At 67.8% G+C, this 22,555-nt stretch carries 19 protein-coding genes, 3 tRNA genes, 1 other RNA gene and 1 pseudogene; 18 read left to right on the forward strand and 6 right to left on the reverse strand.

The genetic code is table 11. The features are described 5' to 3' along the window. Positions 1–39: 39 nt before the first annotated feature. Positions 40–645: a PPA1309 family protein gene (locus B9C99_RS22475; protein ID WP_088899412.1), complete on the reverse strand. Its 606-nt coding sequence runs from the start codon at positions 643–645 to the stop codon at positions 40–42. A 192-nt stretch (positions 646–837) separates the two neighbouring features. Here B9C99_RS22475 and B9C99_RS22480 point away from each other — a divergent pair, with 192 nt between their 5' ends. Further along, entirely contained in the window at positions 838–3,855 is a 3,018-nt protein-coding gene (locus B9C99_RS22480; RefSeq protein ID WP_172415060.1) for a UPF0182 family protein, read from the forward strand. A gap of 95 nt (positions 3,856–3,950) precedes the next feature. On the opposite strand, the gene B9C99_RS22485 is transcribed toward B9C99_RS22480, so the two are convergent. Beyond that, complete coding sequence (locus tag B9C99_RS22485; RefSeq protein ID WP_088899413.1) at positions 3,951–4,397, reverse strand: transglycosylase family protein; 447 nt, start codon at positions 4,395–4,397, stop codon at positions 3,951–3,953. Between the two features lie 468 nt (positions 4,398–4,865). Here B9C99_RS22485 and B9C99_RS22490 point away from each other — a divergent pair. Further along, positions 4,866–4,942 (forward strand) — tRNA-Met (locus B9C99_RS22490). 48 nt (positions 4,943–4,990) lie between these two features. Here B9C99_RS22490 and B9C99_RS22495 read toward each other — a convergent pair. From B9C99_RS22495 to B9C99_RS22505, 3 genes are all read right to left on the reverse strand, one after another. After that, positions 4,991–6,694, reverse strand: coding sequence for an acyl-CoA synthetase (locus tag B9C99_RS22495; protein ID WP_088899414.1), 1,704 nt, complete (start codon positions 6,692–6,694; stop codon positions 4,991–4,993). A 208-nt stretch (positions 6,695–6,902) separates the two neighbouring features. Further along, positions 6,903–8,117: an acyl-CoA dehydrogenase family protein gene (locus B9C99_RS22500; protein WP_016693126.1), complete on the reverse strand. Its 1,215-nt coding sequence runs from the start codon at positions 8,115–8,117 to the stop codon at positions 6,903–6,905. A gap of 28 nt (positions 8,118–8,145) precedes the next feature. Beyond that, positions 8,146–9,540 carry an acyl-CoA dehydrogenase family protein gene (locus B9C99_RS22505; RefSeq protein WP_016693127.1) on the reverse strand — a complete coding sequence of 465 codons (1,395 nt, stop codon included), beginning with the start codon at positions 9,538–9,540 and terminating at the stop codon, positions 8,146–8,148. 122 nt (positions 9,541–9,662) lie between these two features. On the opposite strand from B9C99_RS22505, the gene B9C99_RS22510 reads away from it, so the two are divergent. Next, positions 9,663–10,067: a MerR family DNA-binding transcriptional regulator gene (locus tag B9C99_RS22510; RefSeq protein WP_253250168.1), complete on the forward strand. Its 405-nt coding sequence runs from the start codon at positions 9,663–9,665 to the stop codon at positions 10,065–10,067. Here B9C99_RS22510 and hisN read toward each other — a convergent pair. Then, on the reverse strand, positions 9,973–10,758 hold the full coding sequence (hisN, locus tag B9C99_RS22515; protein ID WP_016693129.1) for a histidinol-phosphatase: 786 nt from the start codon (positions 10,756–10,758) through the stop codon (positions 9,973–9,975). The genes B9C99_RS22510 and hisN overlap by 95 nt on opposite strands. 145 nt (positions 10,759–10,903) lie before the next feature. On the opposite strand from hisN, the gene prfB reads away from it, so the two are divergent. From prfB to B9C99_RS26195, 15 genes and pseudogenes are all read left to right on the forward strand, one after another. After that, positions 10,904–12,022 (forward strand): peptide chain release factor 2, encoded by a 1,119-nt coding sequence (gene prfB, locus B9C99_RS22520; RefSeq protein WP_016693130.1) that lies wholly within the window; start codon positions 10,904–10,906, stop codon positions 12,020–12,022. Between the two features lie 21 nt (positions 12,023–12,043). Next, complete coding sequence (locus B9C99_RS22525; RefSeq protein ID WP_026061332.1) at positions 12,044–12,931, forward strand: mechanosensitive ion channel family protein; 888 nt, start codon at positions 12,044–12,046, stop codon at positions 12,929–12,931. Further along, positions 12,928–13,434, forward strand: coding sequence for a hypothetical protein (locus B9C99_RS22530; protein ID WP_016693132.1), 507 nt, complete (start codon positions 12,928–12,930; stop codon positions 13,432–13,434). Before B9C99_RS22525 ends, B9C99_RS22530 begins: the two co-directional genes overlap by 4 nt. Positions 13,435–13,489: 55 nt before the next feature. Then, a complete protein-coding gene (gene ftsE / locus B9C99_RS22535) occupies positions 13,490–14,179 on the forward strand; it encodes a cell division ATP-binding protein FtsE (RefSeq protein ID WP_006550350.1) in 690 nt (229 codons plus the stop codon). Positions 14,180–14,228: 49 nt separating this feature from the next. Next, a complete protein-coding gene (ftsX, locus tag B9C99_RS22540; RefSeq protein ID WP_016693133.1) occupies positions 14,229–15,134 on the forward strand; it encodes a permease-like cell division protein FtsX in 906 nt (301 codons plus the stop codon). Positions 15,135–15,203: 69 nt separating this feature from the next. Next, positions 15,204–15,680 carry an SsrA-binding protein SmpB gene (gene smpB / locus B9C99_RS22545; protein WP_024101458.1) on the forward strand — a complete coding sequence of 159 codons (477 nt, stop codon included), beginning with the start codon at positions 15,204–15,206 and terminating at the stop codon, positions 15,678–15,680. Next, positions 15,677–16,534: a DMT family transporter gene (locus tag B9C99_RS22550; RefSeq protein ID WP_172415062.1), complete on the forward strand. Its 858-nt coding sequence runs from the start codon at positions 15,677–15,679 to the stop codon at positions 16,532–16,534. The genes smpB and B9C99_RS22550 overlap by 4 nt, the downstream gene beginning before the upstream one ends. Positions 16,535–16,728: 194 nt before the next feature. Beyond that, positions 16,729–17,097, forward strand: a transfer-messenger RNA (tmRNA) gene (gene ssrA, locus B9C99_RS22555). A gap of 478 nt (positions 17,098–17,575) precedes the next feature. Continuing rightward, a complete protein-coding gene (gene pgm, locus B9C99_RS22560) occupies positions 17,576–19,204 on the forward strand; it encodes a phosphoglucomutase (alpha-D-glucose-1,6-bisphosphate-dependent) (RefSeq protein ID WP_088899416.1) in 1,629 nt (542 codons plus the stop codon). Between the two features lie 60 nt (positions 19,205–19,264). Beyond that, positions 19,265–20,482, forward strand: a complete 1,218-nt coding sequence (locus tag B9C99_RS22565) for an MFS transporter (protein WP_172415061.1) — start codon at positions 19,265–19,267, stop codon at positions 20,480–20,482. 26 nt (positions 20,483–20,508) lie between these two features. Then, positions 20,509–21,000 (forward strand): MauE/DoxX family redox-associated membrane protein, encoded by a 492-nt coding sequence (locus B9C99_RS22570; RefSeq protein WP_088899418.1) that lies wholly within the window; start codon positions 20,509–20,511, stop codon positions 20,998–21,000. Positions 21,001–21,041: 41 nt separating this feature from the next. Continuing rightward, positions 21,042–21,791 (forward strand): DsbA family protein, encoded by a 750-nt coding sequence (locus tag B9C99_RS22575; RefSeq protein WP_006550359.1) that lies wholly within the window; start codon positions 21,042–21,044, stop codon positions 21,789–21,791. Between the two features lie 146 nt (positions 21,792–21,937). Then, positions 21,938–22,010, forward strand: a tRNA-Ala gene (locus B9C99_RS22580). A 73-nt stretch (positions 22,011–22,083) separates the two neighbouring features. Continuing rightward, positions 22,084–22,156: transfer RNA gene (locus B9C99_RS22585), tRNA-Ala, on the forward strand. A 142-nt stretch (positions 22,157–22,298) separates the two neighbouring features. Continuing rightward, positions 22,299–22,460: pseudogene (locus B9C99_RS26195) on the forward strand (IS256 family transposase); the annotation flags it as partial. Positions 22,461–22,555: the final 95 nt, after the last annotated feature.

Genomic DNA, 22,555 nt, shown 5'->3' on the forward strand with positions numbered 1-22,555 from the left:
ACACTCGCCGCAGCACCGACAGCTCGGTGATCCGGCAGCTCAGTAGTCGTCGTCGCTCGCCTCGAGGGTCGCGTACAACGCCGCCACGACATGCGGGGCGAGGTTGTCGTAGGTCCGCAGCTCGGCGCCCGCGAACGGATCGTCGTCGTCGAGCGGACGCAACTGCAGGAGCGAGAGCGACGGCCCGTCGCGCAGCACGGCGGAGATGAGACGGGCGGCGCGCCGCTCCGGGTGACTGTGCGCTGCGAGTCGTGCCGCCTCGTCCGCCGCGTGGGCATCGGCGAGCAGCGGCGCGAAGGCGTCGTCGAGTTCGTTCTCGGCGCTCGGCGGCAACACGACCACCTCCTGCACGAGGGCGCACCCGGCGACCGAGCCGGGCCAGGTGGTCGTGGCGAGGAACTCCTCGAGTGCGGGACTGCCGCCCTCGATGTCGTCGGGGAAGTCCTCCTGCGCGATCGGCGTGTACTCGTGCCCCTCGTCGAGCTGGTCGGCGAGGGTGGGTTCGGCGGCTGCGAGAAGCACGGTCGGGACGAGCGCGAACATCACGGGAGGGCGGTCCCAACCCTCCGCATCCGCGAAATCGATGATCTCGTGGACGGCGCGCGCGAGTGCTTGTTCGGAAGGTACGGGAAGACGTTGGTTCACCGGCCTATCCTGGCACCCGTACGCGGGTGGGCGCTGCCGGACCTGCGTCGTACGACCCCCGGTAGGAGGATTCCGTAGAGTGGGGCGAAACGGTCACTCCGTGAGAACGAGGCGCGTTCGTACGCGTTCGTCGAGCGCGAGATGTACAGATGCGGTGCGATCGCGCCGCCGGACGAGTTGGGAGCGTGGCACGTGGGCATGAGGCCCCCGACCGGAGTACCTACATTGTCGAAGCGGAGCAGAGTTCTGCTGATCCTGGCAGTGGTGGCCGCAGTGCTGCTCCTGCTCGGACCGCGGTTGGTGGACACCTACACCAACTGGCTCTGGTTCGGCGAGGTCGACTTCCGGGACGTATACGTCAAGGTTCTCCTGACCCGGATCGCACTGTTCCTGGTGGTCGGGTTGTTCATCGGCGGTGTCGTCTGGCTGGCGATGCTGCTCGCCTACCGGTCGCGCCCGGTCTTCGTACCGACCACCGGACCCAACGATCCGGTGGCGCGCTACCGCACCACCGTGATGACGCGCATGCGCGCCTTCGGGATCGGTATCCCGGTCGTGCTCGGTGTGCTCTCCGGTCTGGTCGCCCAGGCCGGCTGGGTCACCGTGCAGATGTTCTTCAACGGCGGTGACTTCGGCACCACCGATCCGCAGTTCGGTCTCGACGTCGGCTTCTACGCCTTCGACCTGCCGTTCTACCGATTCCTGCTCAACTGGTTCTTCGTCGCGATCGTGCTCGGGTTCATCGCGAACCTCGTCACGCACTACATCTTCGGCGGCATCCGCCTCGCCGGTCGGGGTGGAAGCATGTCGACGGCCTCGCGTGTCCAGCTCGCCGTCCTCGCCGGACTGTTCGTCGCGTTCAAGGCGGTCGCCTACTGGCTCGACCGGTACGAACTGCTGTGGAGCAGCCGCAAGGAACCCACCTTCACCGGTGGTGGCTTCACCGACATCAACGCGGTGCTGCCGGCCAAGCTCATCCTGCTCGCGATCGCCGTCATCTGCGCGATCGCGTTCTTCGCCGCGATCTTCCTGCGCGACCTGCGGATCCCCGCGCTCGCGACGGCGCTGCTCGTGCTCTCGTCGATCCTCGTCGGCGCGGTGTACCCGCTCATGGTCGAGCAGTTCTCGGTGCGCCCGAACGCTGCCGACAAGGAGAGCGAGTACATCGAGCGCAACATCGCCGCGACCCGTGAGGCGTACGGCATCACCGACGACAAGGTGGCGTACGAGGACTACCCGGGTGTGGGCACCACCTCGCCCGAGAACATCCCGGCCGACATCACCACGATCGCGAACGCCCGCCTGCTCGACCCGAACGTGCTTCCCCGCACCTTCACGCAGCAGACGCAGCTGAAGAACTTCTACGGCTACCCCGAGTCGCTCGACATCGACCGGTACGAGCTCGACGGTCGTATGGAGGACTACATCGTCGCGGCGCGTGAGCTCTCGCCCACGAGCCTGACCGGCAACCAGACCGACTGGATCAACCGCCACACCGTGTACACGCACGGCAACGGTCTCGTCGCGGCGCCCGCCAACCGTGTGAACGCCGCCGCGAGTGCCTCGGCGGAGGAGGCCGCCAACAGCAACAGCGGCTACCCGGTCTACTTCGTCAGCGACCTGGCGTCGCTCGCCGCGGAGAACCAGGTCATCCCCGTCGAGCAGCCCCGCATCTACTACGGCGAGGTCATCGCCGAGGCCGATCCGGACTACGCGATCGTCGGCAACAGCGCCGACTCGTCCGGTCCGCGCGAGTACGACACCGACACCGAGAAGTACACCTACACCGGTACGGGCGGCGTCGACATCGGCAACTGGTTCAACCGGCTCGCCTTCGCCGCGAAGTACGGCGAACGCAACATCCTGTTCTCGAGCGCCATCGGCAGCGACTCGAAGATCCTGTTCAACCGCGACCCGCGTGAGCGCGTGACGAAGGTCGCGCCGTGGCTGACGGCCGACGGCGACGCCTACCCGGCGGCGATCGACGGCCGCATCAAGTGGGTCGTCGACGCGTACACCACACTCGACTACTACCCGTATGCGCAGCGCGCGTCGCTCGAGGGCCTCGTCGAGGACAGCATCGACCAGAACACCGGCCGGTTGCTGCCCCGCAAGGAGGTCTCGTACATCCGCAACTCGGTCAAGGCGACGGTCGACGCCTACGACGGCACCGTCACGCTCTACCAGGTCGACGATCAGGATCCGGTCCTGAAGGCGTGGATGGGTGTCTTCCCCGAGGCGGTGACCCCGCAGGACCAGATCTCCGACGAACTGCGGGCGCACTTCCGGTACCCGGAGGATCTGTTCAAGGTGCAGCGCGAGATGCTCGCCAAGTACCACGTCGACGACCCGCGCGAGTTCTTCACGAACAACGCGTTCTGGTCGGTGCCGGCCGATCCGACGGTCGACACGAGCGCGAACCAGCCGCCCTACTACCTGCTGATGGGCGATCGTGAGTCGGCGGATCCGCGGTTCCGTCTGACCTCGGCGATGGTGGGTTACAACCGGCAGTTCCTGTCGGCTTACATCTCGGTCGAGTCCGATCCGGAGAACTACGGGAAGTTCACGATCCTGCAGCTACCGACGGACACGCAGACCTTCGGTCCGGAGCAGACGCAGAACGCGATGATCTCCGACACCCGAGTGGCTTCGGAGCGGACCCTGCTCGAACGGTCCAACCGGATCCAGTACGGCAATCTGCTCACCCTGCCCATCGCGGACGGCGGCATCCTGTACGTCCAGCCGATGTACACCGAGCGCAATGCGACGGCGGGCAGTACGTCGACCTTCCCGCAGCTGTCGCGCGTGCTCGTCAGCTACCGGGAGCCCGGTGCCAGCGGTGGTGTCCGGATCGGTTACGCGCCCACCCTGGCCGGGGCGCTCGACCAGGTCTTCGGATCCGGTGTCGGCGACGCGGCCACCGCTCCCGGTGGTGAGGCGCTGCCCACCGCCGAGGTCGACGACGAGACCCGCGGTGAGGCGATCGGCGAGGGCACGGAGGAGCAGAACCAGCCTTCCGATCAGCAGCAACAGCAGCCCGCCTCGCCGGCGCCGACCGCTCCCGCGAATCGCGATGCCGCGGTCGCGGAGCTCGATTCGGCACTTGCGGAGCTGGCCAACGCGCAGACCAGCGGCGATTTCGAAGCCTACGGTCGGGCGCTGCGGCGGGTGCAGCAGGCCGTCGACGCCTACGAATCCACTGGCGGCTGAGTCCACCGGCGGCTGATCCGGTAACGGAAACGGACACGACGAAGGCCCGCGGTGCGAACCGCGGGCCTTCGTCGTGTTCTTGGAGGCGGTCTGCGTCAGCGACCGGCCAGCGTGATGTCGACGATCTGCGCGAACTCGGCGCCGAAGCCGTACTGCTGGGCGAGCTGGTTCGCAGTGTCGACGGCCTGGGCGACCTCGGCCGGCGCGGATTCGGTGGTCAGGTACTGACCGCAGACGGGCCATGCACCGGGGCCCTGCGTCTGCAGGACGTTCTCGGCGACGCGGATCTGCTCCGCCTTCGAGGCCTGGTCTGCGCGACCGTTGCCGCCGTTGGCCTCCCAGGTGCTCTGCGAGAACTGCAGGCCGCCGTAGTAGCCGTTGCCGGTGTTGATGGCCCAGTTGCCACCGCTCTCGCACTGGGCGACGCCGTCCCAGTTGTGCTGGGCGGCGGACGCGGTGCCGGTGGCGAGCGCGAACGGAACCGCGGCGAGTGCACCGGTGACGACGGCAGTGCGGAATGCACGCGTGCTGAAGTTGGTCATGCTGTGGAGTCCTTCCCGCGCTCGCGGAGCGCGACGGCCCTCGTCGATCTCGGCCGACGGAGAATGTCTCCGTCCGGATCGGGGACCGTGTCGGTCGCGTCCCTGCCCCTCGGGTCTTCGTAGGCACCGGATCCCGCGGGGCAGACTGGCGGCGACGGGCCGGTGGTGGCTCGGCTGTTTCGAGCCGGGACCGACAGTACAAAGCGGGTCGCGGCCCGTCATCCCCGCGCCGAGAGGGGAGCCTGTCCACCTGATGGGATGACGGCGTCGGGTTTCCCCAGTTCAGGAAGATGATAACGGGGGTCGATGCAAGATCGTTACACCTCCGTTATGTGGTGATAGTCATGGTGGAAATGTGAACCGGACCACCTGCGGGAAGGCGCGATTCCGGTTGTCGTCGAGGCGCATCCGCGTCCGACGAGGCGATTTGCATTCCGTTTCCGCGCTCGTGTAGGTTCGTTCATGCAACGCGGGGTGGAGCAGCTCGGTAGCTCGCTGGGCTCATAACCCAGAGGTCGCAGGTTCAAATCCTGTCCCCGCTACCACCACGAAGGCCGGTCGTCTCGGACGACCGGCCTTCGTTCGTTCGAGGGTCAGCCCCGGGCCGCGGTGTACCCCTTCTCGGGATCCTCGGGCACATCCATCTCCTCCAGCACCCGGCGCAGCAGCTTCCCGGTGGCATTGCGTGGCAGCTCGTCGAGGAAGACCACCTCGCGCGGGACCTTGTACCGGGCGAGATTCGCCTTCACGAACGCCTTGATGTCCTCGGCGTCGCGGGAGGAATCGGGGGAGGGGACCACGAAGGCCCGCAGCCGCTGCCCGAACTGCGAATCGGCGACACCGACCACGGCGGCGTCGAGCACGTCCTCCCGTTCGGCGAGCAGGTTCTCGACCTCGAGCGGATAGACGTTCTCGCCGCCGGAGACGATCATGTCGTCGTCGCGGCCGTCGACGAAGAGCAGGCCGTTCTCGTCCCAGTGCCCGATGTCGCCGATCGACAGCAGTCCGTCGATGCGTTCCTTGTCGCGACCGTCGGTGTAGCCGGCGAAGGACAGACCGCTCGAGACGAAGATGCGGCCGGAGACGTGCGGTTCGGTGATGCGCTTGCCGTCGTCGTCGAACAGCACCACCCGGCAGGTCACCGGAGGGCGACCGGCCGTGCCGGGGGCCTGCCGGATGTCGTCGGGGGTCGCGACCGTCGCGACGGCGCATTCGGTGGATCCGTACAGGTTGTACAGCACGTGCCCGAAGGCCTCCGTCGTCCGGCGGCACACGTCGGGCGAGAGCGACGAACCCGCGGAGAAGACGATCCTCAGGCTCGAGGTGTCGTACTCGGCGATCTTCTCCGGTCCGAGGTCGAGGATCCGCTGCAGCATGGTCGGGACCACGACCAGCACGTTCGCCCCGTGCTGCTCGACGAGACCCAGGGTGTCGACGGGGGAGAAGCGCCGCATCATCACCACGGTCTGACCGAGCGCGAGGGCGAGCGCGAACTGCGAGACGCCGGTGCCGTGGAAGGCGGGGGCGGCCATGAGCATCGTCTGTCCGGGACGCAGCGGAACCCGGTCGAGGAACTGGGCCGACGCGAACGGCGACGTGCGGCCGCGCGGCGCGCCCTTCGGGGTGCCGGTGGTGCCGCTGGTGAGCAATACGAATCCACCGAAGACGTCCGGGGCGGGCAGGGACGAGCCGTCCAGCCCTTCGATCGACTGCTCCAGCGTCGGGATGCCGGGGACCTCGTCGTCCACCCAGGAGACGTACCGGCGCACGTCGTCCGGGAGCGCGGCGGCGACCTCGGCGAACTCGCTGTCGAAGACGAACGTCGAGACCTGTTCGCGCGCGGCGACGTCGACGAGTTGCCGTGGGGCGAAGCCGGTGTTCATCATCACGAGCCGCACGCCGAGCTTGGCGGTGGCGAGCATCGTCAGCACGAGACCGCGGTGGTTGCGGGCCATGATGCCCATGACCGATCCCGGTTCGACCCCGGCGCGCTGCCACGCACGTACGAGGGCGTTGGAGCGGGCCTCGAGTTCCTTGTAGGTGACGTCGCCGGCCTCGTCGATCAGTGCGACGGCGTCCAGACCGCGTTCGGCCTGTGCGTGCACGGCACCGGCGAAGGGGCCGTACTTGTTGGCCGCCATGATCGTCCCGATGCTGTGGTCCACGCGTGGGAAGTGCAGCAGACCTGCGCGATGGAGTACCGCGAGTGATCCGACGGTGTCCTTGACCTGGCCGATCGTGTCGTCGAGCGTGATCCGCCCGCCCGTGATCCTGCCGAGAATGTCCTGACCGAGCATCCGTCCCCCTGGCTGTGTGTCGGTGTCAGGACACACAGTAGCCGTGACATAGCTCACATTCCAGGCAAATGTCCTCGAACGGGTAGAGCCCTCGCCGCACCTGCGGCGAGGGCTCATCCCCCGATGGATCCTCCGAAACGCCCGGTACCGTCGCCGGCCCCTGGTCCCATCCCGCCGGGACCCGCGAACGGACCCCATGCCCCGGACGTTATTTCAGTTCGGAGGACGACTTTCCGAGCACTCGTCGAGCGACGATGAGCTGCTGGATCTGCTGGGTGCCCTCGAAGATGTCGAGGATCTTGGAATCACGTGCCCACTTCTCGAGCAGCGGCCGCTGCGAGTACCCGTAGGTGCCGGCGAGTTCGACGGCCTTGAGCGAGACCGCGGTGCCGGTACGGCCGGCCTTCGCCTTGGACACCGACGCCTCGAGGGAGTTGGGCTTCTTGTTGTCGGCCATCCACGTCGCGCGCAGCGCGAGCAGGTAGGCGGCCTCCCAGTCGGCCTCGAGCGCCAGGAACTCGGCGGCCGCGGCGTGCTGGTTGTTCGCGGGGATGTCGTAGGAGACCTCGACGCCCGCCTCCTTCAGGATCGTGCGCAGTTCCTCGAGCACCGCGCGACCGAGACCCACGGCCATGCCGGCCACGATCGGACGCGTGTTGTCGAAGGTCTGCATGACCCCGGCGAACCCCTTCTCGGTGTTCACCTCCGGGGAACCGAGGATGTTGTCCTTCGGGATGCGGCAGTTGTCGAGCACGAGCACGGCGGTGTCGGACGCCTTGATGCCGAGCTTCTTCTCGAGACGCGCGACCGAGAGTCCGGGAGCCTCGCGCGGCACGACGAACGACTTGATCGCGGCGCGGCCCTTCGATCTGTCGACGGACGCCCACACGACGATGTGCGTGGAACGCTCACCGGCGGTGACGAAGATCTTCTCGCCGTTGAGGACCCACTCGTCGCCGTCGAGCACGGCCGTGGTCGTCACGGCCGCCGAGTCGGACCCGAAACCGGGCTCGGTGATCGCCATCGAGGCCCACACCTTGCCGAAACGTTCGAGCTGCTCGTCGGTGGCCACCGCAGCGATCGCGGAGTTGCCGAGGCCCTGGTAGGGGATCGACAGGGTCAGGCCGACGTCGCCCCAGCACGTCTCGATGACATTGAGGAGGCCGGCCATGTTGCCGCCGTTGGCATTTCCGGCGGCACCGTCCTGCTTGGCCTTGCTGTCGCGGCCGAGCGTGGCGCCCGCCGCGCCCTGACCGGAGTCGTTGAGTCCCTCGACCATCGCGGCCATCGTGTCGAGTTCGACGGGGTACTCGTGCTCGGCGAGGTCGTACTTGCGGGAGATCGGCCGGAAGATCTGCGCGGCGACCTGATGGGCCTGGTTCGCGGAAGCCTTGAGCTTCCGGGGAAGTTCGAGATTGATCATCACAGGTTCCTTGTTCGGGTCGGGCCGATCAGACGAGGACGACGCCCTCGGCGACTCCGATTGCTCGCAGGTCGCGGTACCAACGTTCGACGGGGTGTTCCTTGGTGTAGCCGTGGCCGCCGAGCAGCTGGACGCCGTCGAGGCCGAACTGCATGCCCTTGTCGGTGGCGAGCTTGCGGGCCAGGGCCGCCTCGCGAGCGAACGACAGGCCCTGCTCGGCCCGCGACGCACCGCGCAGGGTGACCAGGCGCAGACCGTCGAGCTCGATCTTGATGTTGGCCACCATGAATGCCACCGCCTGCCGGTGGCTGATGGGCTCGCCGAACGCCTCGCGCTCGTTGACGTAGGGGACCACGTAGTCGAGCACGGCCTGACCGGTGCCCATCGCCAGAGCGGCCCAGCCCAGGCGGGACAGGCGCACGGCATCGGCGTACTGCTCGGCGCGGATGTCGGCGTCGTCGTCGCCGAGACGTGCCGATTCCGGCACCGCGACGTCCTCGAGCAGGAGGCGGCCCAGCCCGGCGGCGCGCAGGCCCATGCCCGGATCGGCCTCGATGACGACGCCCTTGCTCTTCGCCTCGACGAGGAAGAGGGACGGCTTGCCGTCGAGTTCGGCTGCCACGACGAACAGTTCGGCGCTGCCCGCGGCCGGGACGAACGACTTCACGCCGTTGAGCCGGTAGCCGCTGGGGGAGCGGACCGCCTTGGTCTGCAGCGCGAAGGGATCGAACAGGGCGCGCGGCTCGGCGATGACGACGGACGCCTGGGGGACGTCGTCGCCGGCGAAGGCCGGCAGGTAGGTCTTCTGCTGGTCCTCGGTGCCCCACTGCGTCAGCGCCACGGCCACACCGCTCGGTGCGAGGATCGGCAGGGCCAGGCCCATGTCGCCGTGCGCGAGGGCCTCGGCGACCAGCACGTTGGTGACCACGCCGCGCTCGTCGGCGGCGCCGTCGAACGCCTCGGGCACGTTGACCATGGTGATGCCGAGTTCGGCTGCGCGCGCGAGCAGGTCGGCCGGGGCCGCGGCGGCCTCGTCGGCGTCGTGCGCGGCGGGCCGCAGGATCTCGGCGGCGAACTCGCGCACCGTCTCCGTGATCATCTGCTGATCGTCGGTGGGGGTGAGATCGAAGAAGTCGGCGTTCTTCGCGGTGGCGAGACGCTGCGGGCCGCTCGCGCCGCCCGACATCTTCTTGAAGGTGCGCGTGGCGGCACCCAGGGTCTTGAAGCCCGTCTTCGTGGACTGGTACGTGATCCGGTCGATCGTCTCGCGGATCTTGTACCGGTCGGCCAGTTCGGAGCCCGTGATCCGGGTGAGCACGCGCATGGCAGCGCCCATGGCGTCGCGTTTGATCGGATTGAGGCCGACGGCGGACGTGTCGCGAGGCGTGTGGCGGGCCACGCTGTCTTGCTTGCTCATGATCACCAGAAGTCTCTCGATGCGGCAGCGGACGGCTCCGATCTTACTTCTGAGTAAGGTCGGTGTCTACTGCGCGGTAAGTTCCGCGGGTTGACCCTCACACCGTGTGAGGTCGCAGACTCGGCGCCATGACCGACACCACCAGGTTGATGTCCATCGGAGAGTTCTCGTCCCTGACCCGGATCAGCGTGCGGATGCTGCGGCACTACGACTCGCACGGAGTGCTGATCCCCGCCGTGGTCGACGAGGTCAGCGGTTACCGCCGATACCTCCCCGAGCAGACCGCCGATGCCGCGCGCATCCGGCGCCTGCGCGACGTCGGCTTCGGCGTGTCCGCCATCGGGGCACTACTGGCGACGGCCGGAACCCCCGCCTACACGCAGGCCCTGCGACTGCAGCGCCGTGTGCTGGAGGAGGAACTCGAACTCGGCCGGCCCCTCACTTCAGTCGACCGAGCACCTCGTCGTGCAGCGTGCCGTTGGTCGCGACCGCGCTGCCGCCGTGCGGGCCGTCCGCGCCCTCGAGGTTGGTGAACCGTCCACCGGCCTCGCGCACCAATACGTCGAGGGCGGCCAGATCCCACAGTGAGACCTCGGGTTCGAGCGCGATCTCGAGGGTGCCCTCGGCGAGCAGGCAGTAGGAGAAGAAGTCGCCGTAGGCGCGCACCCGCCACACGTCGTCGGTCAGGGCGACGAAACGATCACGGATGCCGCGCTCGTGCCAGCCGCTCAGGCTCGAGAAGCTCAGCGACGCCGATGCGAGATCGGTCACCTGCGACACCGAGATGCGTCGGGGCTCGGCGCCGTCGTGCGATACCCAGGCGCCGCCGCCCGCAGCCGCCCACCACCGACGGTTCAGTGCCGGGGCGCTGACCACGCCGACGACGGGCACACCGTCCTCGAGGAGCGAGATGAGGCTCGCCCAGACCGGCACACCGCGCACGAAGTTCTTCGTGCCGTCGATCGGATCGACGACCCACTGCCGTCCGCGGAAGACCGCGTCGCCACCGAACTCCTCGCCGAGCACCGCGTCGTCCGGTCGCTGCTCGCCGAGCGTCTCGCGGATGGTGCGCTCGACGGTGAGGTCGGCATCGGAGACCGGGCTCAGGTCCGGCTTGTCGTCCACCTTCAGGTCCAGCGCACCGAAACGGTCGCGGGTGATGGAGTCGGATGCGTCGGCGAGTCGGAGGGCGAGGTCCAGGTCGGCGGTGTAGTCGGTGGTCATGACGGAAACGCTAGCCGCCGTCGCTCCGGGCCGAGCAGCTTGCCGTCCACTCCGGGGTCGGCGATGCTCGACCCGGCTCGGGCCCTGCACGTGTCGATCGCCGCCCACGGCGGGCCGGTTCGTCGCTCCGGTAACCTGTTGAATCGTGCATCCCGATGTTTCCGCAGCCCTGACCGAGCTCGACACGACCCTCCGCACCGTGGAGTCGGTCCTCGACGTCGAGGAGCTGCGACGGCGCATCGACGAACTCGAGCACCAGGCCGCCGATCCCGAGTTGTGGAACGACCAGGAGCACGCCCAGAAGGTCACCAGCGAGCTGTCGCACGCACAGGGTGAGCTGCGCCGGGTCGAGGGTCTGCGTCAGCGACTCGAGGATCTGCCGGTTCTGTACGAACTCGCCGAGGGCGAGGAGGGTGAGGCCCGCACCGCCGCCATGGCCGACGCCGATGCCGAACGCGAGAGCCTGCGCGCCGACATCGAGGCGATGGAGGTACGCACGCTGCTGTCCGGCGAGTACGACCAGCGCGACGCGCTCGTCAACATCCGCGCGGGCGCCGGTGGCGTCGACGCCGCCGACTGGGCCGAGATGCTCATGCGCATGTACATCCGCTGGGCCGACAAGCACGGATACGGCGTCGAGGTCTACGACACCTCCTACGCCGAAGAGGCCGGCATCAAGTCCGCCACCTTCGCGGTGAAGGCGCCCTACACCTACGGCACCCTGTCGGTCGAGATGGGCACGCACCGGCTCGTCCGCATCAGCCCCTTCGACAACCAGGGCCGCCGCCAGACCTCCTTCGCCGAGGTCGAGGTGCTGCCCGTCGTCGAGACCACCGACCACATCGATGTCGACGAGAACGACGTCCGCGTCGACGTCTACCGTTCGTCCGGCCCGGGTGGCCAGTCGGTCAACACCACCGACTCCGCCGTGCGTCTGACGCACATCCCGACCGGCATCGTCGTCACCTGTCAGAACGAGAAGTCGCAGCTGCAGAACAAGGTCGCGGCCATGCGCGTCCTGCAGGCCAAGCTCCTCGAGCGCAAGCGCCAGGAGGAGCGCGCCGAGATGGATGCGCTCAAGGGCGACGGCGGCAGCTCGTGGGGCAACCAGATGCGCTCGTACGTGCTGCACCCCTACCAGATGGTCAAGGACCTTCGCACCGAGTACGAGGTCAACAACCCCTCGGCGGTGCTCGACGGCGACATCGACGGATTCCTCGAATCGGGCATCCGCTGGCGTATGCGGGAAGAGCAGAAGTCGTGATCGGAAACAGGAGAGGGGCCTGTGCCGTTTCTTCCCGGAGCTAGACTGCTCGACTGGTTGTCGACGAGCGGGCTGCTGATCGCGCTCACGATCCTGGGCGCGGTTCTCATCGCCCGGTTCGTCTCCTGGCTCGGCAGCCGCATCACGCGGCGCATCGACGATCGCTACACCCAGTCCGACGACCTCGTGCGGTCCGAGGCGACGAAGCATCGCCACTCGGTCGCCCAGGTGGTCACGTGGATGGCCATCTCGTTCGTGTACATCGTCGCGACCCTGAAGGTGTTCGACTATCTCCAGCTGCCCATCGGCAGCCTGGTTGCGCCGGCGACCGTGCTCGGCGCGGCACTCGGCTTCGGTGCCCAGCGCATCGTGCAGGACATCCTCGCGGGGTTCTTCATCATCACCGAACGGCAGTACGGCTTCGGCGACACCGTGCAGATCTCCGTGACCGGTGCGTCCGAGGACGCGATCGGCACCGTCGAGGACGTCACATTGCGCGTCACCCGGGTTCGCAGCACGGCAGGTGAGGTCATCACCGTCCCCAACGGGCAGATCAACAAGGCCGTCAATCTGTCGAAGGACTGGGCGCGCGCCGTGGTGGACGTGCCGATCCCGGTGAGCGCCGACATCGCCGACGTCACCGAGATCCTGCGCGAACTGGGTGTCGCCGCATACAAGGAACCCCGCCTGCGGGAGCTGCTGCTCGACGAGCCGAGCGTGATGGGTGTCGAGAGCCTCGAGGTGGATCAGCTCAGCGTCCGCATGGTCGCGCGCACGCTGCCCGGCAAGCAGTTCCAGGTGGGCCGTCTGCTGCGTGCGCGGATCGCGCGAGCGCTGCGTGAACAGGGCATCACCGTCACGCCCCAGCTCGACACCGCCAGCGTGGTCGATCGAGTGGAGGCACAGTGACACCGGGTGGAGGGACGTCGGGTGGAGGCGCGGCCACCGAGCCGGAGGAGACGCACCGCAGGCGCATCCCGTCGCACCTGCTGGGCGGACGGATCAGGACCACGACCTTCGCGTTGTGCACCCTGTGGCTCGCGCTGTGGGTGACCTACCTGTTCCTCAACCAGCCCGAGGACACCCCCGAGGCACCGTCGACCGCCGTGCTCATCTCCGAGACCCCGTACGTGCCGTACGTGCCGCCGGCGACCACGGCCCCGCAGGAGGAGTACGTGCCGGAGACCACCGACACGCCCTATCCGCCGACGACCTCGTCGCTCTACCCGCCCACGACGGCGACCGACGGTCCGGGTTCGGAACAGGGGGTCGTGCCGCAGCGGGACGTGCCGACCACGGAGATTCCCACCACGACGAACAGGCAGTTCCCGTTCGATCTGCCGCGGATCCCCGGGTTGAACGACCAGCAGAATCCGACGGTCACCGAGGACACCGACGCCCCGCCGTCGTAGAGCGCCGACGAGCCGGTGCCGTAGGTCACCGTCCGGTAACGGTTAGCATGTCCACGTGATCCGGCTGGAGAATGTGTCCAAGTCCTACAAGACGTCCACGCGCCCCGCACTCGAAGGGGTCTCGGTGCACGTCGAGAAGGGCGAGTTCGTCTTTCTCATCGGTCCCTCCGGATCGGGGAAGTCGACCTTCCTCCGGTTGCTCCTGCGCGAGGAGAAGCCCACCACCGGCGACATCCACGTGGCGGATTTCCATGTCAACCGGCTGCCGGCGCGTCGTGTGCCGAAGCTGCGCCAGAATCTCGGGTGCGTCTTCCAGGACTTCCGGTTGCTCCAGCGCAAGACCGTCGCCGAGAACATCTCGTTCGCTCTCGAGGTGATCGGCAAGCCGCGCGGGGTGATCGAACGGACGGTGCCGGAGGTGCTCGACCTGGTGGGACTGTCCGGCAAGGCCGACCGGCTGCCCGCCGAACTGTCCGGCGGCGAACAGCAGCGCGTCGCGATCGCGCGCGCGTTCGTCAACCGGCCGCTCGTGCTGATGGCCGACGAACCGACCGGCAACCTCGACCCCGAGACCAGCCAGGACATCATGCTGCTGCTCGAACGCATCAACCGCACGGGCACGACGGTGCTCATGGCGACCCACGACCACCACATCGTCGACTCGATGCGGCGGCGGGTCGTCGAACTCGATCTCGGACGCGTCGTGCGCGACGAGGCGCGCGGCGTCTACGGCGTCGGCCGGTAGATCCCGTCACCCGAGCATCCCCACCAGGCAACCGAAGGATTCCCACCCGATGCGTGCCAGCTTCCTGTTCAGCGAGGTCACCACCGGCCTGCGCCGCAACCTCACCATGACCATCGCGATGATCCTCACCACGGCGATCTCCCTCGCGCTGTTCGGTGCGGGTCTGCTCGTGGTCCAGATGGCGGGCAAGACGGAACGGATCTTCCTCGACCGCGTCGAGGTGCAGGTGTTCCTGACCGAGGACATCTCCTCGCTCGATCCGGAGTGCGAGCAGGACCTCTGCTCCGCCCTGCGCAGCGACCTCGAGGGCACCGACGACGTGGTGTCGGTCCAGTACCTGAGCCGCGACGACGCCGTCGCCGACGCCACCGACCGCGTCTTCGCCGATCAGCCCGAACTCGCCGAACTCGTGAGCGCCGACAGCTTCCCGGCCTCCTTCAAGATCAAGATGTCCGATCCGGATCGCTTCGCGGCGATCCAGGACGACTTCGGCACCAGACCCGGCGTCGACAGCGTGCTCAACCAGCAGGATCTCGTCGAGCGCCTGTTCGGTGTGCTCGGCGGCATCCGCAACGGCGCGTTCGCCATCGCCACGATCCAGGCGATCGCGGCCGTGCTCCTGATCGCCAACATGGTGCAGATCGCCGCCTTCACCCGCCGCACCGAGGTCGGCATCATGCGGCTGGTCGGCGCGACCCGCTGGTACACGCAGCTGCCCTTCCTCCTCGAAGCGGTGATCGCCGCGATCGTGGGTGCCGCGCTCGCCATCGGTGGTCTGTTCGTCGCCAAGAGCATGTTCGTCGACGACATGCTCACCGAGGTCTACGACGCGAACATCGTCGCCCGCATCACCGACAGCGACATCCTTCTGGTCTCGCCGTTCCTGGTGCTCGTGGGTGTGGGAATGGCCGCTCTCACCTCGTATGTGACCTTGCGTCTGTACGTGCGTGAATAAGGTGTTGTGCGAGGTTCCTATGCTGGACGGTGTTCTGTTCGATCGATCGTGGACCGGAAAGGCCTGCACGTGAAGGAAAAGGGCCGGAAGGTCATCGCGACCAACCGGAAGGCGCGCCACAACTACACCATCCTCGACACCTACGAGGCGGGTATCGCCCTCGTCGGTACCGAGGTCAAGAGCCTGCGGGAGGGCAAGGCCTCCCTGGTCGACGCGTTCGCGACCGTCGACGACGGCGAGGTGTGGCTGCGGGGTCTGCACATTCCGGAGTACGGGCACGGCACGTGGACCAACCACGCTCCGCGCCGCACCCGCAAGCTGCTGCTGCACCGTCGGGAGATCGACGCGCTCGTCGGCAAGACCCGTGAGGGCAACCAGACCCTCGTGCCGCTGTCGATGTACTTCTCCGACGGCAAGGTCAAGGTCGAACTCGCGCTCGCCAAGGGCAAGCAGGACTACGACAAGCGTCAGGATCTCGCACGCCGGACCGCCGAACGTGAGGTGACCCGCGAGCTCGGCCGGCGGGTGAAGGGCATGAGCCGCTGATCGCGGTCGCGCTCGCGCTGCTCGCGGCAGTCGGTTACGGCCTCAGCGATTTCGCGGGAGGCGCCGCTTCCCGGCGCGCGAGCGCACTCGGCGTCGTCGCCGTCACCTACCCGGTCTCGCTCGTCGTGTCCCTGATCGCCGCGTCGATCGCCGGCGGCGACCTCACCGCGGCCTCCCTCGCGTGGGGTGCCGCGGCGGGTGTGGCCGGCGGCATCGCCGTCTGGTGGTTCTATCTCGCACTGGCGAACGGGCCGATGTCGGTCGTCTCACCGGTCACCGCCGTCGTCGTGGCAGGTATCCCTGTGCTCGTCGGGATCGCGACGGGGGACCGGCCCGGTCTGCTCGCCTATCTCGGCATCGTCGTCGCGGTGATCGCGGTGGGGTTGGTCAGCCGCGAATCCGACGAGACCGTCACCGGTGTGGGACACCCGCGCTTCACCTCGAGGATCGCGTGGTGGACGGTCGGATCGGGCATCGCCTTCGCGTTGTCGTTCATCGGCCTCGGTCAGGTCGGGACCGGCACCGGACTGTGGCCGCTCGCCTCCTCCCGCGCGACCGCCACCCTCGTGGTCTGGCTCGTGATCGCCTTCTCGTGGCGCGCCGTGGTGTGGCCGGTCCGGTCGCTCCTGCCGATCCTGATCGGGATCGGCGCGATCGACGTGATCGCGAACGGTGCACTGCTGTTCGCCTACCAGCACGGACTGCTCTCCCTGGTGAGTGTGATCGCGGCGCTGTATCCGGCGGTGACGGTGCTGCTCGCCGTGATCGTGCTCGGTGAGCGCGTGAGCCGGGTGAAACTGCTCGGCCTGCTCGCAGCCGGCGTTGCCGTCGCACTCGTCAGCCTGCCTGGCTGATTCGTCCCAGCCCGGACGCCTTCCTGGCCGACTACTCCGTTCCCGTCCGGGTGACTCCGACGCGGTTCCGCGGCTGGTGAGCGGCAATGTGAGCAGGCTCATGACCCGGCCGCGAATCGTTTCCGGAAATGGGAATGACATCGGGCCTTCGGGTCGTTACAGTAGGTAGTCCTGCGAAGGTCGCAGGTGCGTACGGGGCTGAACGGTTTCGACTGCGTACGTTGAGCAAGGGGAAGCGTGTCGGTGCAGGCAAGAGACCACCGTAAGCGTCGTTGCAACCAATTAAGCGCCGAGTCCACTCAGCGCGAGTACGCCCTCGCTGCCTAAGCGAGCGCGTCTCTGTCAGCCCGGGTTTGCTCTCGACCCGGATCCTGGCATCGACTAGAGAGCTCTACCGTCCGGCTCGGTCGCGGAGTCGTACGGGACAACAAACAGCGACTGGGATCGTCATCTCGTCTTGTTCGCGAGAACGGGAGATCCGAGTAGAGACATAGCGAACTGCACACGGAGAAGCCCTCGCGAGGCGGCGGAGGACCCGGGTTCGATTCCCGGCAGCTCCACCATCGACCCGGGTAGGAGATCGACCATCGATCACCTACCCGGGTTTCTTGTTGTCCGGGTGAGCCTGATCGGCAGTGTCGGGAAACAGCGGTGCCCTGGAAACAACAGTGCCCTGGAAACGGCAGTGCGCTGGAAACGGCAGTGCGCTGGAAACGGCAGTGCCCGCCGTCGAGACTCAGGGTGTGAGAGTTCTCGACGACGGGCACGGTCGCTGTCGGTCCCGGAGACGTCGGAGACGGCGCCGAAACAGCGAGAGCGAAACGAAGAAATGTCCTCCCCGGCATCGTCTTCATTTCGTTCACTGAAGTTAGCCCACCTGATTGTGAGCGCCAATATTACTTTCGGGTCAGAAACTTTGGTCCCACGGCCGTGATGACCTTTTCGTCCGTATCCGTACCGACGCGCGGATCGGGGTACTCATCCCGCGCGTGCCGCGGATCGGCGGCAAGATGAGAACACCACCATCGACGAGGAGAGCACATGGCGCACGAACGAGCGGGGCAGCCGGCCACCGCGGCGGATCTCGAAGATCTCGCACACCTTGTCACCGCCTACTACACCGTGCAACCGGATCCCGAGAACGCCTCGCAGCAGGTGGCTTTCGGCACATCCGGCCATCGCGGCTCGAGCCTCGACGGTGCGTTCAACGAAGCCCACATCCTCGCGATCACCCAGGCCATCGTCGAATACCGCGCCCAGCAGGGCACTTCGGGCCCACTGTTCCTCGGCCGCGACACCCACGCCCTGTCCGAACCGGCGTGGGCGAGCGCGCTCGAAGTGCTCGTTGCGAACGGCGTCGAGGTGGTCGTCGACTCCCGCGACCGCTACACCCCGACCCCTGCCGTCAGTCACGCGATCCTGCAGCACAATTCCGGCTCCGGTGCCCGTGCCGACGGTATAGTCGTCACCCCCTCGCACAATCCTCCGCGCGACGGTGGCTTCAAGTACAACCCGCCGTCGGGTGGGCCGGCCGACAGCGACGCGACGTCGGTCATCGCCGCCCGCGCCAACGAACTGCTCGCTGCCGGACTCGACGGGGTGAAGCGAGTGCCGCTCTCCTCGGCCCTCGCGTCCGCCGGACGACACGACTTCCTCGCCGCCTACATCGACGATCTGCCCAATATCGTCGATCTCGACGTCATCCGCGCTGCCGGGATACGGATCGGCGCCGACCCGATGGGCGGTGCGAGCGTCGACTACTGGGGCGCGATCGCCGAACGGCACGCCCTCGACCTCACCGTCGTCAATCCGCTCGTCGACGCCACCTGGCGGTTCATGACGCTCGACAGCGACGGGAAGATCCGCATGGACTGCTCGTCGCCGAACGCCATGGCGTCGCTGATCGGCAACCGCGAGGCCTACGACCTCGCGACCGGCAACGACGCCGACGCCGACCGGCACGGCATCGTCACCCCCGACGCCGGTCTGCTCAACCCGAACCACTATCTCGCCGTCGCGATCGACTACCTGTTCCGGAACCGCCCCGGGTGGGCGGAGTCGAGCAAGGTGGGCAAGACACTCGTGAGTTCGTCGATGATCGACCGGGTCGCCGCCGGACTCGGCCGCGACCTGCTCGAGGTGCCGGTGGGCTTCAAGTGGTTCGTCCCCGGCCTGAGTGACGGTTCGCTGGGCTTCGGCGGTGAGGAGAGCGCCGGTGCGTCCTTCCTGCGGCGCGACGGCTCGGTGTGGACCACCGACAAGGACGGCATCGTCCTCGCCCTGCTCGCAGCGGAGATCACCGCGGTGACGGAGAAGAGTCCGTCCCGCTACTACGCCGAACTCGTCGACCGGTACGGCGACCCCGCCTACGCGCGCGTGGACGCCCCGGCGACGCGCGAGCAGAAGGCGGTGCTGTCGAAGCTGTCGCCCGAGCAGGTCGGCGCCACCGAACTCGCCGGCGAACCGATCACCGCGACGCTCACCGCGGCACCCGGCAACGGCGCCGCGATCGGCGGCCTGAAGGTCACCACCGAGAACGCGTGGTTCGCCGCCCGCCCCTCCGGAACCGAGGACGTCTACAAGATCTACGCCGAATCGTTCCGCGGCCCCGACCATCTCGCCGAGGTCCAGCAGGCGGCACGCGAACTCGTCTCGTCCGTCCTGTCCTGAGGCCGCTCGCCCACCGCGCGACCGGGCGAGGTCGTGTGCCTCGCTAACATCGTGGGCATCATGCGGACACGTGACGCGGCGTTGCCGCGGGAAATCTGGGTTCTGGTCGTCGCGAGTTTCGTGATCGCGCTCGGCTTCGGTCTCGTCGCTCCCGCGCTGCCCCAATTCGCGCGCAGCTTCGACGTCGGTGTGACGGCGGCGACGGTCGTCGTGTCGTCGTTCGCGGCGATGCGGCTGCTCTTCGCGCCGGCGAGCGGGTCGCTGGTGCAGAAGCTGGGGGAGCGGCCCGTCTACATCACGGGTCTGCTCATCGTCGCCCTGTCGACGGGCGCGTGCGCATTCGCGGCGAGCTACTGGCAGCTGCTCGTCTTCCGAGCGCTCGGCGGCATCGGGTCGACGATGTTCACGGTGTCGGCGCTCGGCCTGCTCGTGCGGATCGCGCCCCCCGATGCCCGGGGGCGTGTGTCCGGTCTGTACGCGACGAGCTTCCTCATGGGCAACATTCTCGGCCCGCTCGTCGGTGGTGCGCTGATCGGGCTGGGTCTGCGCGCACCCTTCCTGATCTACGCCGTGGCGCTGCTCGTGGCGGCCTCGGTCGTGGGGATCAGCCTGCGCTCGTCGGATCTCGCCCGTCCCGACAAGGGGGACGGCGTGCCCGTCATGCGCCTGCGCGACGCGCTGCGCTCGCCGGTCTACCGCGCGGCCCTCGGATCGAACTTCGCCAACGGCTGGGTGGTGTTCGGGGTCCGCGTCGCGATGGTGCCGCTGTTCGTCGTCGAGGCCCTCGAGGAAGGGGAGGCCTTCGCGGGTGTCGCGCTGACGGCGTTCGCAGTGGGCAACGCACTCGTCCTCATCAAGTCCGGCAAGCTGTCCGACCGGTTCGGGCGGCGCCCCTTCGTCCTGGCCGGTCTGCTGGTGTGCGGGGTCAGCACGATCGCGATGGGATTCACCGAGAGCGTCGTGTGGTTCCTCATCACCTCGTTCGTGGCGGGCATGGGCTCGGGACTGTCGAACCCCTCGCAGCAGGCGGCGGTCGCCGACGTCGTGGGCAGCAAGGCCCGGGGCGGGCCTGTGCTCGCCGCATTCCAGATGGTCGCCGACGTCGGCGCGGTGATCGGTCCGATCGCGGCCGGTTTCCTCGCGGACCGGGTGTCGTACTCGACGGCCTTCGCGGTCACGGGCGTGATCATGCTCGCGGCAACCCTGCCGTGGTTCCTGGCCGGGCGCACCCGCGTCGCCGAGCAGGCGGCACCGGTGACCGGCGACACAGCGCGGTGAGTCGCCCGCCGGGTACTGTCGCCCGCATGTGGGTCGGTCTCGTCTCCACGCTCGCCCGATTCGGTCTGGCAGCGGTGTGGCTCGTCTCCGGTTGGGTGAAGTTCTCGGACCCGACACAAACCGTCGTCGCGGTTCGGGCGTACCACATTCTGCCCACCGACTGGGTGCGGCCGTTCGCCGCCGCCTTCCCCGTTCTCGAACTGGCCCTGGGCCTGGTCCTGCTCGTCGGTCTCGCGACGCGCTTCGCAGCGCTCGTCAGCGCCTTGGGGCTGGTCGCGCTCGTCGTCGCGATCGCCTCGGCGTGGGCGCGCGGCCTGTCGATCGATTGCGGCTGCTTCGGGGGAGGAGGTGTGGTCGAGGGCGTCGACGGCCGCGACTACGCGATCGAGATCGCCCGCGACGTCGGCTTCCTGGCGATGTCGATATGGCTGGTCGTCCGGCCGCGCACCTGGTTCGCGCTCGGTCCGGGTTCATGTGCTTCCCTCTCAGCGGCCCCTCAGCCGTCGATGGCAGAGTGAGATCGTCCTTCCCCACCGACGAGCAGTAGAGGGCAGCATCCGTGAGCGCGAAGAAGGTCTCATCCGGCAAGTACACACCGCAGCCGACGTCGAACAGGGTCACCTACATTCTCGGCGGCATCGCGATCCTGGTGATCGGTGCGCTCGTCATCGGTGGTGTCCTGTGGTCGTCGGGCAGCGGCGATCCCCGCAATGACGGTTACGGCTCCGTGCAGAACGGCGCGGTGGAAGTGTCGATCGAGGACGACGGCGCAATCCTGCTGGGCCGCCCCGACGCCCCACGGACCGTCGACCTGTTCGAGGACCCGCTGTGCCCCTACTGCGCCGAACTCGAACACAAGCACTCGCAGGAGCTCGCCCAGGCGATCGACGACGGCCAATTGGCGATCCGGTACCGGATGCTCGCTTTCCTCGACCGGGCGTCGAGCAGCGGCGACTACTCGACCCGCGCGGTGGCGGCGGCGCAGTGCGTCGCCGAGAGCGGCGATGCCCGCGCGTTCTCCGCATTCCACGACGCCCTGCTGTCGCCCGACAACCAACCGGCCGAGGGTGGCGACGGTGACATCGACAACGCGGGTCTCGCGCAGATGGCGCGCGACGCGGGTGCCTCCGAGGACGTCGCGCAGTGCATCACCGACGGCGCCCGGATCGATCAGGCCTCGGCCGACGCGGAGGCGGGACGCCGTCTGCTCGCGACGACCGGAGCGGCCGGCACGCCGGCTGTCGTGTACGAGGGGACCGTTATCGACGCCCTCGGCGACGAGAACTGGGTGACCGAACTCGTCGGATAGACGGAGCGGTGGCGGGAGCTGCGCACGGTGCGTGCTCCCGCCACAGTCACGCTGTCTACCAGCCGATTTGTTGGCGTCGAGCGCGATGGTGTAGTTTTCTTTCAGCGCGAAGGGGTCAACCGGAGCGCGACGGTACAACCGAATACGGGGCTATGGCGCAGCTGGTAGCGCACCACACTGGCAGTGTGGGGGTCAGGGGTTCGAGTCCCCTTAGCTCCACAAGATCGCTACAGGCGAGAGTTCACGCTCTCGCCTGTAGTCTTCGGTGGCGGTCCCCGTCAGGGCCGTGCAAGGGGCTATGGCGCAGCTGGTAGCGCACCACACTGGCAGTGTGGGGGTCAGGGGTTCGAGTCCCCTTAGCTCCACGTAAGTTGAGCAAATCGAAACCTGCCCCGCCTGAGTGCGGGGCAGGCTCGTTTCTGCGGTCACCGGCTCGGGGATGTCGGTGTTGACGTGATCCGGGTCGGCCTGACACGCCGAGCAGCGAGCTTGGCGGAAGGATCGACCATGACGGAAACACTGGAGCCCATGGCGGACGAGATGAACCAGCTGGAGTTGGCGCAGCAACTACTGGCCCAGGCCGAGGAACAAGGCGTCTAACTGATGGGCCCGAACGGACTGCTCGGGCAGTTGACGAAGACCGTGCTCGAAACCGCACTCGACGCTGAGGAACGAGCCGACGAGAGTGTCGACGCGGTCGAGGTTCAGCCCGGCGACGAATTCGTCAAACGGGTGCAGGGCATCAGCGAGGATCACCCCGTGTC

Origin of the sequence: Rhodococcus sp. BUPNP1 (assembly GCF_002215235.1) — a bacterium.
GTDB lineage: Bacteria > Actinomycetota > Actinomycetes > Mycobacteriales > Mycobacteriaceae > Rhodococcus.